This window comes from Rheinheimera sp. UJ51 (genome assembly GCF_020819615.1).
Lineage (GTDB): Bacteria > Pseudomonadota > Gammaproteobacteria > Enterobacterales > Alteromonadaceae > Alishewanella > Alishewanella maricola.
This window is the reverse complement of sequence record NZ_JAJHOG010000003.1, coordinates 274,901-288,013: the sequence shown is the minus strand read 5'-3', so window position 1 is coordinate 288,013 and position 13,113 is coordinate 274,901. Positions and strand designations below refer to the sequence as shown.

The window sequence follows — 13,113 nt, the reverse complement described above, 5'->3', positions numbered from 1 at the left end:
TTGACTAAAAGACTAACATTATTATGGTTCAGGCATTTGCATCACTAAAAAGCTATTTAGACAGTCAAGTTCTGGGGCAGCCAGCACTGACCGAAGGGATCTTGTTGGCCTTACTGGCCAATGGTCATTTATTAGTAGAAGGGCCGCCGGGGTTAGCGAAAACGCGCGCCGTGAACGCGCTGGCACAGGGTGTAGAAGCCGAATTTCATCGGATCCAATTTACCCCAGATTTACTGCCTGCCGATTTAACAGGTACCGATATTTATCGGCCAGAGACCGGCCAGTTTGCTTTTCAATCAGGCCCATTGTTTCACAATATTATTTTGGCGGATGAAATTAACCGTGCGCCCGCCAAAGTGCAATCTGCTTTACTGGAAGCGATGGCCGAAAAACAAGTTACCGTTGGGCGTAATACCTACCCGTTACCGGAGTTGTTTTTAGTGATGGCCACACAAAACCCGCTAGAGCAAGAAGGCACATACCCCTTACCAGAAGCACAACTCGACCGCTTCTTACTGCATTTAAAAGTGGATTATCCTGATAGCCAAACCGAATTAGCCATTTTGCGCCTAACCCGCGCCGAAGCTCGGCACGAAGCGGCTGCAGCGGCAAAGCCGATCAGCCAAGCAGAAATCTTTGCCGCCCGCCAAGCGATTTTAAAGTTACACCTTTCGGAAAGTCTTGAACATTATATGGTGCAGTTGATTATGGCGAGTCGTCAACCTGCCGCTTACAGCAGTAAACTGGCCAGTTGGATTGGCTATGGCGCCAGCCCGCGCGCCACCATAGCGTTAGATCGCTGCGCCCGTGCCCGTGCTTGGTTACAAGAGCGTGATTTTGTTACGCCTGAAGATATTCAAGCGGTGTTCCATAATGTGATGCGCCACCGCTTAATTCTGACCTATGCCGCAGAAGCAGAAGGGATCAGTACCGATCACGTGCTCGATGAAATTTTACAGCAGGTCGCTGTGCCATAAATGAACATGCCTGAACCCACGCCTTCACAATGGTTAGCCACCCTACAAGCCAGCGGTTACCACCTTGGTTTAGCTGAGCTGTTGTGGTATCAGCGCCATACGCAACTTTTGGATCTGCGCCCGACGATTGCCATTCAAAGCAAATTGGCCGGCAGTTATTTGGCCAAAAGCAAAGGTCGCGGCATGGAGTTTGACGAAGTAAGGCATTATCAGCCTGGCGATGACGTGCGAGCGATTGACTGGCGTGTTACCGCACGGACCGGCAAGGTGCACACCAAGCTATTTCGTGAAGAAAAAGAACGGCCGGTGTTTATTCTTACCGATCTGAGCAGCAGTATGCGCTTTGGTTCCACCTTATTATTAAAATCGATTCAAGCTGCGCATCTCGCTTCGGTGATCAGTTGGCACAGCAAAGCACATGGCGATAAACTTGGCGGCATTGTCTTTAGTCAGCAGCAACATCGTTTACTGAAGCCGGCCAGTCGCACGCGTGGCGTATTGCGCTACCTGCAAGCCTTAGTCGATGTGCATCAAGCCGACACCACTGCGCAAGGGTTATCCTTAGCGCAAGCGCTGGCTGAAGTGCGCCGCTTATTGCGCCCAGGCAGCCTGTTGTATGTGCTGTCTGACTTTAACGCCTTAGATGATGAAGCGATGCGCCATTTACAGCTGATCCGACAGCATAATGAAGTGCATTGCTGTCAGTTGGTCGACCCGCTAGAACAACAACTGCCTGCCAAAGCGCAAGGCTCTGCCTTGGTGCAAGCCAATGCAGAACCACTGTTGGTGGCACTTGGCGATCGCAAGCTGCAGCAACGCTATCAACAACAGCAACAACAGACCATGCAAAAAATGCAACAGCAACTCCAACAACTCGGCTGTAAATGGCTTAGCATCAGCAGTGCTGAACCGTTATTAACCCAATTGTCGAGGCGTTATCATGGCCGATAAACACGATTTACTGCCGCAATTAGCGGATATTTATGAGCCTGAACTCTTAAGCAGTATGCTGCCGCCACTAGGTTATTGGCTGCTCGCCGTGCTGGCATTAACGTTATTAGCCGCTTTATTATTTTGGCGCTATCGGGCAAAGCAGCAATCGCGGGTGAAACGCGCGGCACTGGCCGAATTGGCACACATTGATTGGCAATCGCCGCAAGCCGCCACCGAATTAAATGTGCTGTTAAAACGGCTGTTAAAGCACTATCAACCCAGCCACCCGCTGTTAAGCGCCAGCACCGAGCAATGGCAAGCTTTTTTACAACAGCAATTACCGGCGCAGTTGCCGCTACCGCCTTTGGCTACCCTGCTTTATCAAGCACCCGGGCCAGATAAAACGGCACTGCAACAGCAATTTTGGCTGGCAACCCAGCACATCATTAAACAATTAGATCCTGTACAAGGGTTTAGCCCACTTAAGCAAGGCGGCACCCATGCTTGATCTCGCTTATCCTTGGTTATTATTAGCCTTGCCGTTACCACTGCTGCTTAAGAAAAAACCGCAGAGCAATGGCAGTGCCCTTAATTTACCGGCTTTAGCTAAACTAGGCAGTGCCAACCAAGCCAAAGCCGAGCAGCGCAACGTCAGTCATTTTTTATTAGCGGTGATTTGGCTGTTATTAGTGATCAGTGCCACACAGCCCCGCTGGCTGGATGAGCCGGTAAGCTTGCCACAGCCCGGGCGCGAGCTCATGTTAGCGATTGATTTATCCGGCTCAATGGATATCCCCGATATGCGATTGGAGATGGGTAATACCACCCGATTAAAAGCCATGAAAACGGTACTGAGTGAATTTATTCAAGCGCGCCAAGGTGATCGTATCGGTTTAGTGCTATTTGCCGATGCCGCTTTTCAGCAAACCCCGTTGACCTTTGACCTTGCCACAGTGCAGCAATTTCTTGATGATGCCGTTATCGGGCTGGTTGGCCAGCGCACTGCGATTGGTGAGGCCATTGGCTTAACGGTAAAACGCTTTAATAATTTTGAAACCAGCAATAAAGTCCTGATTTTACTCAGTGACGGTGCTAACAATGCCGGCGATATTCAACCCCGAGAAGCATTGCAACTGGCTAAAGCGGCGGGCGTAAAAATTTACACGGTTGGGTTAGGTGCAGAACAAATGATCCAGCAAAGCCTGTTCGGACAGCGCAATATCAATCCGTCGCAAGATTTAGATGAGCCCTTGTTGATAGAATTAGCTGAAAGCACCGGCGGACGCTACTTTCGTGCTCGCAGCCCGAAAGAATTACGAGAAATTTATCAGTTATTAGATGAACTCGAACCGATTGAGCGTGAAGAGCTGACCTTTCGGCCACAGCGCAGCCTGTTGCATTATCCATTGGCCCTCGCCTTGCTCTGTTCATGCTTTTTAGCGGTTCGGCGTATCAATTGGTCTGGAGTAACGAAAGATGTTCGCTGACTTTCATTTTTTACGACCTTATTGGTTACTGGCGTTGCTGCCACTGGCACTGCTTTGCTGGTTACTGCAAAAGCGGCGACAAGATACTAGCCCGTGGCAACAACTGATTGCCCCGCATTTACAGCACGTGATGTTGTTGGGCCAACATATTCAGCAACGCCAACCTTGGGCTCTGCCGCTGTTAGCCAGCTGTTGGCTGCTGACCGTATTAGCGTTAAGTGGTCCCAGCTGGCAGAAACTGCCGCAGCCGGCCTTAACGGTGAAAAAAGCCACGGTTTTAGTCATGGATATGTCGTTATCAATGCGGGCAACAGATTTAACGCCCGATCGCCTCACACAGCAACGCTTTAAAGCTTTAGATTTTATTGATTTGCTACAAGAAGGTGATCTGGGTTTAATCAGTTACGCCGCCGATGCCTTTGTGATTTCGCCACTGACGCCGGATCACAATAATATCCGCCTGCAAATTCCCAGCTTACGCCCAGAATTGATGCCGGCTCAGGGCTCTAATGTGCTACGCGCGCTAGAGCAAGCCGCCGAGTTATTAGAACAAGCCGGTTACCCCAGCGGTGAAATTGTGCTGTTTACCGACGGCTTTGATGCTGACAGTTATCAGTCTATTCAGCAATTACTGAACAATTGGCCACATCAATTAGCCATCATGGCTTTTGGTCAAGCCGAAGGTGCAGTGGTGCGTTTAGAAAATGGCGAGCTGCTGAAAAATGCTCAAGGCGGTGTTGTGATGCCTCGTGTTCCTCTTGAACAACTGCGCGTATTAGCTCGCCAAGCCGGCGGAAGCTTAGTGCAAGCCGGCGCCGATAATACGGATTTACAACAACTACTGAAACAAAACCAACAGCAATATGATGACAGACAGCCACAGCCCCTGATGACAGGCGACCAATGGCAAGACAATGCCGTTTATTTGGTGTGGTTACTCTTACCCTTAGCACTGTGGCTAGCGCGTAAAGCCCCTATTTTAGTGATCTTGCCCTTGTTATATCTACCCCCAGCAGATGCCGCAAGTTGGCGTGATTTATGGCAAACAAAACAACAGCAAGCCGTAGAGGATTATCAGCAACAAGACTATCAACAAGCTCAACAGAAGTTTCGTGATCCTCTATGGCAAGGTAACGCCGCTTACCGGGCCGAAGATTATGCCGCAGCCGCAGAAGCCTATCAGCGAGCCAGCAACGACGCCCCTTCGGTGGATAGCTGGCACAATTTAGGCAATGCCTTAGCGATGCAACAGCAATATGAAGCAGCTTTAGCGGCTTACGAACAAGCATTGGCGCTTGATCCCGAGGCGCCATCACCGGCGGCCAATGCTGAGCTGATGCGCAAGTTGTTACAGCAACAAGAGCAAGAGCAACAACAAGATCAGCAACAGCAAGATAAACAACAAGGTCAGCAAGACGGCGATGCTGCCGACGACGCTTCATCTGAAAAGCAAGACGCTGAAGAGTCGGCTGAGTCCGAGCAAAATTCAGCAGAAGATGGCAGTGCCGGTGATAGCAGCGCACAAGCCGAGCAAAATGCCGAGCAGCAAGAAGACGCCGCACAACGTGAGCAACAAGCCGCGCAGCAAGCAACAGAACAGCAACCCGGCGACGAACCGCCAAGCAATAAACAGCAAGTTGTTACTGAAAACTGGCCCAATGCCACGCCAGAGCAACAACAAGAGCTAGAAAACCTGCTGCGCAAGGTACAGGATGATCCGGGTATTTTACTGCGCAACAGAATGTTATTAGAACATCAGAAACGTCGTACTCAACCCCCTCCAGGAGCTCGTCAGGAATGGTGACATCGGTATTTAACAGCTTTATTTTTCTGTTACTGGTTATGAGCATGCCGCTGGCGGCCTTTAGTTCACTCACCAGTGAAGTGGATAAAAACCCGGCACTGGCCGGTGAAGCCATCACCTTGGTTGTCACGGCAGATAGCCGTTTATCGGCTGACGCCTTAAATTATCGGCAGTTAGAGCAACACTTCCGCGTTATGGCGCCGTCGGTTAGCCAAAGCACGCAAATTATTAACGGCCAAAGTAGCCAAAGTACCCGCTGGTCACTGACCTTATTTCCGCTTAACAGCGGTATTTTCACTATCCCGTCTTTTGAAATTAACGGTATTCGTTCTTTACCGCTCACCGTGGAAGTGTTAGACCAACCAATAAAAAAAGATGCCTCACGCGAGCTGTTTGTTGAAGCCAATTTAATTGCCACCAATAACGTTTATGTGCAACAAATGTTGTATTACGATGTAGTGATTTATTTTAGTGGTGATTTACAGCGCGGCACCTTAACTGAACCGCAACTTGAAGGCGCCGAGATTAAACGGGTGGGTCAAGATGCCGAAGGCAGCGCTATTGTTAATGGCGTGCGTTATCGCACTATTACCCGTCGTTATAGTGTTATCCCGCAGCGCAGCGGAGATATGGTGATTAACCCGCCGGTATTTACCGGTGAAGTGATTGATCGTGATAACAGCAACTACAATTATTTTGCCCGCAGTAAAACCGTGATGCAGGAAGCCAACCCCATTACCCTGCAGGTATTACCGCAACCAGATGATTTCCCTGGAAATTGGCTTGTCGCCGGTTTAGTCACGCTGACCGAAGAATGGCAACCTAATAACACCGAATTAGTGGTCGGCGAGCCCGTTACGCGGATCATTACCTTATCGGCCGTAGATGTGTCGCCCAGTCAATTACCCGAGTTATCTCAGCCACTGCCCACGCAATTACGCTCATATGATGAACAACCGCAAAGTGTCGGCGCTGAACGCAATGGCCGCTTGGTCGCGCAAAAAGTGTTTACCACGGCTTTAATTGCTAATGCTGAGGGGGAAGTCACACTGCCAGAAATTAGTTTGGCTTGGTGGAATAGCCAAACGGATCAATTACAAACTACGGTGTTACCTGCACGTACCTTTAAGGTTATTGCAGCAGCAGGCGCCACACCTACAGGCAACACGCTGCCTGCGCCAATGGCTGCCACACCGTCAGTGGCTAGCAACCCTTGGCAATGGAATTACACCTCAAGCTTACTTAGCCTGCTCTGGCTTGCGTCTATGCTGATCGCCCTGTACTTTTTAAAGTCACGCTCTGCGCAACCGACAACGGCAAACAGGGTACGCAGCGCCAAAGTGATGGCGGATAATCGCTTGCTACAACAAGCCTGTGCCGCCGGTGATGCAGCAACAGCGGCACAGCAATTACTCCTTTGGGGGCAACAACAATTTGGCCCCTCGATCCGCTCTTTAGGGCAGCTCATGGGCCAATTACAAGATGAGGCTTTATTAGCCGAGTTAAAGCAACTGGAACAACAACTGTACAGTAACACCGACAACCCGTGGCAGGGCGACAGCCTTTATCAGCATTGGCGGCAATGGCAAGCGCCGGCAAAACAGCCTACGCCGCAAGGGCTGGCGTCACTTTATCCTTGATAAATTGCGGTTAACCCCATAATAACTTACTGAATACCTAAAGCCCCTGTGTTAGCTACCGGGGCTTTACGTTAGAATGACCTGCGGCTGAGACCGCATTACCGAAAATGACTGGTATCTGAGCAGCCTAGTTGTTAACATTTAACGTGATTTGACTTTTGCTGATGGGCATTGAAAGGGTTGCCGCGTCAGCAAACGTCAGCTCAATCATCATTATAGCGAGATACACTCAAGGTTAATTACCTGGTCAGTTAACCTCGTTGTAATGCCTAATAAAACTAAAAAAAGGAGCTCGCGTAGTGGAAACTGCCACCCTAATATCTTTGGGTATTTATTTTCTTGCCATGATCGGCATCGGTTTATATTCCTACAATGCCACAGATAATGATGTTTCAGGCTATATGCTTGGTGGTCGTAAACTCGGCCCTGGCGTGACAGCGCTCTCTGCCGGTGCCTCTGATATGAGTGGCTGGATGTTAATGGGCTTACCCGGTGCCATGTATGTTTCTGGTCTCAGTAGCACCTGGATAGCGGTCGGTTTATTAATTGGTGCCCTCCTGAACTACCTGATTGTTGCTCCAAGGCTGCGGGTGTATACCGAAATAGCCAATGATGCGATTACCATTCCGGATTACTTTGAAAAACGCTTTGAAGACAAAACGCGCATGCTGCGCATTGTCTCTTCTTTAGTTATTGTTATTTTCTTTACGCTGTACACCTCTTCAGGTGTCGTTGGCGGCGGTAAATTATTTGAAAGCTCGTTTAATCTTAACTACGAACTGGGCCTGTATATTACTGCGGGTGTAGTGGTCATTTACACCCTGATTGGCGGCTTTATGGCGGTTAGCATTACCGACTTTGTGCAAGGCTGTTTAATGTTTATCGCTTTGGTATTAGTGCCTATTGTGGCGATCGATCACCTTGGCGGGATCAGTGAAGTTAACCAGATTGTCACTAACATCAACCCTGATTTAATGAATTGGGTAGCCGGCAGTTCAGTACTGGGGATTATCTCGGCGCTTAGTTGGGGCCTGGGCTATTTTGGCCAGCCGCATATCATCGTACGCTTTATGGCGATCCGTTCGGTTAAAGATATCAAAACGGCTCGTCGCATTGGTATGAGCTGGATGTTTGTGACCATCGTCGGTGCCATTACAACCGGTTTTGTAGGTATCGCTTATGTGGCGAAAACCAAAATGGACATCGCCGATCCTGAAACCATTTTTATTGTCTTCTCACAATTTTTATTCCATCCGCTGATCAGTGGCTTTTTACTGGCGGCTATTTTAGCGGCCATTATGAGTACCATCTCATCACAGCTGTTGGTAACATCGAGCTCGTTAACCGAAGACTTTTATAAAACCTTTGTAAATCGCAGCGCCACTCAAACAGAATTAGTGGTGGTGGGTCGTTTATCGGTATTATTAGTGGCCTTAGTGGCTATCGCGCTAGCCTACGATCGCGACAGTTCAGTACTGCAATTAGTGAGCAATGCTTGGGCCGGTTTTGGTGCGGCCTTTGGCCCACTGATTATCCTGAGCTTGTATTGGCCTCGCATGACGTTTGCCGGTGCGCTTAGCGGTATTATTGTTGGTGCGGGCACCGTATTACTGTGGATCTACTTACCTATCAGCATTAATGGTCAAACGCTAAGTGCTACCATGTACGAAATTGTACCAGGGGTGATCCTCAGCACTATAGCCATTATTGTTGTCAGCTTAATGGGTAAAATGCCATCAGAAAGTGTGCAGCAGATGTTCACTAAGATGCTAACTACCCTAAAAGCAAACACTTAATGCGCTATAATTGAAACAGCCTGTGACAAAACAGGCTGTTTTTACTGATAGTGGTGAAGATACGCTGGCTTTCATAGCCAGCGTTTTGTTACATTAAGCAAAGTTTACTTGTCGGAGAAACCTCACGAATGTTTTTTTATGCAGCACGCCAACCGATCTTGGACCGTAATAAAGAGCTTTTCGGCTATGAATTGCTATTTCGGGATGGCGTCGATAACGCATTTCCAGACATTGATGGTGATGAAGCCACGTCAAAAATGATTGAAGGCAGTCAATTTGCCTTTGGCTTAGACGACTTTCTGGGCGATAAACCGGGCTTTATCAACTTCACACTAGAAACACTGCTAAAAAAATACCCCAGTATGCTGCCAAAAGAACAGGTAGTGATTGAAGTACTGGAAACGGTGCAGCCGGGCAAACGCCTGCTAGCAGAATGCCAGCATCTTAAAGAGCAAGGCTATGTTCTGGCGCTCGACGATTACGAGCACAAACATGTTTGGCGGCATTTTTACCCTTACATTGATATTATCAAAATCGATTTTCGCAGCACCAATAGCGAACAAATTGAAGAGATTAAAACGGCGATTGCCGACTTTCCGCATATCAAATTATTAGCCGAAAAAGTGGAAACGATTCAAGAGTTTCAACAAGCGATGCAGCAAGGCTTCGCCTATTTCCAAGGCTACTTTTTCTCTAAACCGGAAATGATGCAAGCCAAAGCGCTGTCTCCAGCTCAGTTAGCCTTAGCTGAGCTGTTATATGAAACATCAAAAGCCGATATGGATTTAGTGCAAATCGCCGAAGTGTTTAAACGCGATGTGACGCTGTCTTATAAATTATTACGTTACAGCAATTCGGCCATTTTCCGCCGCCGCGCAGAAATTGATACCATTAAGCACGCTATTGTGGTGCTGGGTCAGGTTGAGTTAAAGAAATTTTTATCCTTGCTGTTTACCGCGCAAATCAGTACCGACAAACCGGCTGAATTGATGCGAATGGCCATGACTCGGGCAAACTTTGCTGAAGGCTTAGCGGCGTTATCGGGCACAGTACCGTTAGAGAAAGCCTTCTTAACCGGTATGATGTCGTTAATGGATGCGATTTTGGATGAGTCGATTGAAAGCGTCATGGAGAAGTTACCGCTGGCAGCTGATATCAAAAACGCGTTAGTGAATAAAGAAGGTGTGCTTGCCGATTATATTCGCTTAATTCAGTGTTACGAAACGGCGCACTGGGCGGAAGCGACGAACACCATCAAACAACTGAATCTACCTGTTGAAAAAGTACCCGATGCCTATCATAAAGCGGTGCAGTGGGCTAACGAACAAATGAAAGCCTTAGGCGAACTCGCCTAAGGCTTTGCCTTAACCATTAGTCAAAACTGACATATTGCGCCACGCGTGCCGCCAGTTTTGGACCAATGCCCTTCACTTTAGTCAGATCCGCTTCACTGTTAATGGCGCCTTTTTCACTAATGTGCGCCACTATCGCTTCTGCTTTCACTTTGCCTAAACCTGGCACGGCAACCAGTTGCTCTACACTGGCTTGATTCAAGCGTAATTTACTTGTCGCTTGGCTAGCCGTCGCTTTAGTGACTTCTTGAACATTACTATTGGCTAAACTGTGGTTAGCTACCAATACGGCAGTAGCTAGCAATGTGGCAACAATAACATTTTTCATAACAGCTTTCCTCCCGAAATGGCTGGATGCCGCAGCAGTTAACACTGACATAAACCTTACTTACCTACCAGAGTCGGTAGCCGCTGGTAGCTACAGCATTCGCAAAGCAGACATCGCAAGCAAAATTACCGACCGCATTAAATCTAGACGCATTAAATTATTTTGCAACTTTATTTTAAAAAAATTAATTAAATGGCTACATTCACATTCAGGTTGAATTAAGCCATCAACGCCTATTCTTGGCACATTGCTGATTGCCGCCAACATAATATTTCAGTACATTAGCAAGAATATACAAACAGATTATCAAGTTAGAGATAAATCAGCGGTTAGCTTATGCCAATCACAGCGCATTACTTTGTGGCTTCTACAGATTAAACAAGACCTGTAGTTAACACACCTTACCAGTCGTAGCGGTGTTCCACACTGTCTAGGGGGTTGAATAATATGACAAAAATACTCACATTTTTACTTAGTTGCAGTTTGCTGCTGGTGCTTGTTGCGCCCGTGCAGGCAAACGATAGCGCTATGTTGTTGAGTGATAACAAAGAACCAGCAAAACAACCCACTGCCTTACCCACAAAAGACATTACTAAAGAAACTGCCGCACAATTAGCGCAACAACGTTTCCCTGGCCGCATTTTAAAAGTAAGAGCAGAATCTCGACAATATCGTGTGCGAGTGATGCAAGATGATGGTCGAGTTGTTAATGTTATTGTCGATGGCCGCAGCGGCCGTGTTAAAAGGGAAGATTAAGCATGCGAGTTTTAGTCATCGAAGATGAAAAATTATTAGCTGAGCAAATTAAGAACGACCTGTTACAACAACAATTTAGCGTTGATCTGGCGGTAGATGGTGCCGAAGGTTGGTTTAAATTATCCGAATACCCTTATGATCTGGCCATTATTGATTTGGGTTTACCCAAGCTAGACGGCCTATCGGTGATCCGTAAAGCGCGCAAACAAGAATTAAAAACCCCCATCATCATTTTAACGGCGCGTGGCAGCTGGCAAGAAAAAGTGGAAGGTTTAGATGCTGGTGCTGATGATTATTTAACGAAACCCTTTCACAATGAAGAGTTATTAGCCCGTTGTAACGCACTGATCCGCCGCGCAGCCGGTCAACCGGATCCGACCCTAAGCTCGGGTCCTATTTCTTTAAATAGCCGCACACAACAGGTGTGGCTGGGTGAAACCGAAGTGAGTTTAACCGCCTATGAATATAAAGTGCTAGAGTACTTTATGCTTAACCCAGGCAAGGTGATCTCTAAAACTGAATTGACCGAGCACATCTACGATCAAGACTTTGATTTAGACAGTAATGTTATTGAAGTGTTTGTACTGCGGTTACGTAAAAAGCTCGACCCCGATGCCGAGCTAAAACCGATCGAAACACTGCGTGGCCGTGGTTATCGCTTTAATTTACAAGTGAGTAAATGAGAGTTATCCCTCTTAAGCTCCGTCAAGGGCTGGTCAGCGCAGTATTGTTAGTATTGCTGTTGCCCAGCTCTTTTTTGGCTATTGAGCAAGCCTTTCACACGCAGCTGTTAACCAATGCGGAACAAAAAATGGAAGTACATATGTACGCCATTTTGTCTGAGCTTAACTTGGATAATAACAAAATAGAATTAACCAACAACTCGCTGGCCCCCGACTTCTATCGGCCAGACTCGGGTTTAAGTGCTTATGTTACCGACGGTAAACAGCTGTTATGGCAATCCGATTCTTCGCTTAATCAAAGCTTTCGTGTGCCAGATATAACCTTAGTACCAGGGCAGCATATTTTTTATGCTGAACAGCAGCAAGACAGCCAATTCCAAATTCTCAGTATCGCTTTTTTGTTTGACTCTGGTGAAAGCGCTCGCCCGCTCGCCATTCATGTGGTGCAAACCGCAGAATTGTTACTCGCACCACACAAAAGCTTCCGCTCAACACTATTACGTTGGTTTATTGGCATTGCGTTAGGTTTATTACTGCTTAGTATTCTGGCTTATTACTGGACGACCAAACCGTTAACCCGCTTGGACCATGAAATCAGACAACTTGAACGCGGTAAACAAGATCACTTAATGGGCAATTATCCGTCTGAACTCAGTGTTATTAAAGAAGATCTGAATTTATTATTAGCCAGTCAAAACCGCCAAAAGCTGCGATATCGCAATCATTTAAGTGACTTAGCGCATGCCTTAAAAACCCCGGTAGCGGTGCTGAGAACCTCCCCTTTAGCTCAGCAGCCTGAACTAAAAGAGCAAATTGACCGCATTACTGCGATGATCGAGCATCAGCTAAAAAAAGCCAGTAGCTCAGGACAGGATATTTGGAAAAAAGAAACGCTGATTTTACCACTGCTTGAAAAGCTAATTAACGCCCTACAAAAAATCTACCGTGATAAAGGCTGTGAAATTGAGCTAGTGTGCAGCGAAGAGGCCTTTTTCCGTGGTGATGAAACCGATTTAATGGAAGTGTTGGGTAACTTACTGGATAACGCCTGTAAAGCCAGCCGTCATCAAGTGCGGGTAACTATCGGCCAACAACCCTTTTCAATTATCGTCGAAGACGATGGCCCTGGCATTGCGAAAAAAAATCGCCAAGAGTTGTTTCAGCGTGGCACACGACTCGACACCTATGTCGAAGGCCATGGCGTCGGCTTATCTATCGTCTCTGAACTGGTAAACTCGTACTCGGGTAACATTACCATTAGCGACAGTGAGTTAGGCGGTGCCTGTTTTACCCTTGTATTCAATGACGATGCCTAAATACCTAAACAAATTACTGTACTGATTGATCGCAGCGCGTT

The 13,113-nt window shown here is 47.4% G+C and carries 12 protein-coding genes; 11 read left to right on the top strand and 1 reads right to left on the bottom strand.

Annotated elements, in window-relative coordinates; all coding sequences use genetic code 11:
• The first annotated feature begins 23 nt into the window (after positions 1 to 23).
• The 8 genes from LMJ53_RS05345 to LMJ53_RS05310 all read left to right on the top strand — a co-directional run bounded on the left by LMJ53_RS05345 (position 24) and on the right by LMJ53_RS05310 (position 9,992).
• Positions 24 to 977 (top strand): AAA family ATPase, encoded by a 954-nt coding sequence (locus LMJ53_RS05345; RefSeq protein ID WP_226750848.1) that lies wholly within the window; start codon positions 24 to 26, stop codon positions 975 to 977.
• Entirely contained in the window at positions 978 to 1,928 is a 951-nt protein-coding gene (locus tag LMJ53_RS05340; RefSeq protein ID WP_229585137.1) for a DUF58 domain-containing protein, read from the top strand.
• Positions 1,918 to 2,418, top strand: coding sequence for a DUF4381 domain-containing protein (locus LMJ53_RS05335; RefSeq protein ID WP_229585136.1), 501 nt, complete (start codon positions 1,918 to 1,920; stop codon positions 2,416 to 2,418). Before LMJ53_RS05340 ends, LMJ53_RS05335 begins: the two co-directional genes overlap by 11 nt.
• Positions 2,411 to 3,397: a vWA domain-containing protein gene (locus LMJ53_RS05330; RefSeq protein WP_229585135.1), complete on the top strand. Its 987-nt coding sequence runs from the start codon at positions 2,411 to 2,413 to the stop codon at positions 3,395 to 3,397. Before LMJ53_RS05335 ends, LMJ53_RS05330 begins: the two co-directional genes overlap by 8 nt.
• A complete protein-coding gene (locus LMJ53_RS05325) occupies positions 3,387 to 5,201 on the top strand; it encodes a VWA domain-containing protein (protein ID WP_229585134.1) in 1,815 nt (604 codons plus the stop codon). The genes LMJ53_RS05330 and LMJ53_RS05325 overlap by 11 nt, the downstream gene beginning before the upstream one ends.
• Positions 5,195 to 6,841, top strand: a complete 1,647-nt coding sequence (locus LMJ53_RS05320; RefSeq protein WP_229585133.1) for a BatD family protein — start codon at positions 5,195 to 5,197, stop codon at positions 6,839 to 6,841. Before LMJ53_RS05325 ends, LMJ53_RS05320 begins: the two co-directional genes overlap by 7 nt.
• A 299-nt stretch (positions 6,842 to 7,140) precedes the next feature.
• Positions 7,141 to 8,637, top strand: coding sequence for a sodium/proline symporter PutP (gene putP, locus LMJ53_RS05315; RefSeq protein ID WP_324295588.1), 1,497 nt, complete (start codon positions 7,141 to 7,143; stop codon positions 8,635 to 8,637).
• A gap of 128 nt (positions 8,638 to 8,765) precedes the next feature.
• Entirely contained in the window at positions 8,766 to 9,992 is a 1,227-nt protein-coding gene (locus tag LMJ53_RS05310) for an EAL and HDOD domain-containing protein (protein WP_229585132.1), read from the top strand.
• Between the two features lie 16 nt (positions 9,993 to 10,008).
• On the opposite strand, the gene LMJ53_RS05305 is transcribed toward LMJ53_RS05310, so the two are convergent.
• Positions 10,009 to 10,317, bottom strand: coding sequence for a ComEA family DNA-binding protein (locus tag LMJ53_RS05305; protein ID WP_229585131.1), 309 nt, complete (start codon positions 10,315 to 10,317; stop codon positions 10,009 to 10,011).
• Between the two features lie 447 nt (positions 10,318 to 10,764).
• On the opposite strand from LMJ53_RS05305, the gene LMJ53_RS05300 reads away from it, so the two are divergent.
• From LMJ53_RS05300 to LMJ53_RS05290, 3 genes are read left to right on the top strand one after another with little or no spacing between them, the layout of a single operon-like run.
• Positions 10,765 to 11,073: a PepSY domain-containing protein gene (locus tag LMJ53_RS05300; protein ID WP_229585130.1), complete on the top strand. Its 309-nt coding sequence runs from the start codon at positions 10,765 to 10,767 to the stop codon at positions 11,071 to 11,073.
• Between the two features lie 2 nt (positions 11,074 to 11,075).
• The gene (locus tag LMJ53_RS05295; RefSeq protein ID WP_229585129.1) at positions 11,076 to 11,756 is read left to right on the top strand and encodes a response regulator transcription factor; all 681 of its coding nucleotides are present in this window, start codon (positions 11,076 to 11,078) and stop codon (positions 11,754 to 11,756) included.
• Positions 11,753 to 13,072: an ATP-binding protein gene (locus tag LMJ53_RS05290; RefSeq protein ID WP_229585128.1), complete on the top strand. Its 1,320-nt coding sequence runs from the start codon at positions 11,753 to 11,755 to the stop codon at positions 13,070 to 13,072. Before LMJ53_RS05295 ends, LMJ53_RS05290 begins: the two co-directional genes overlap by 4 nt.
• Positions 13,073 to 13,113: the final 41 nt, after the last annotated feature.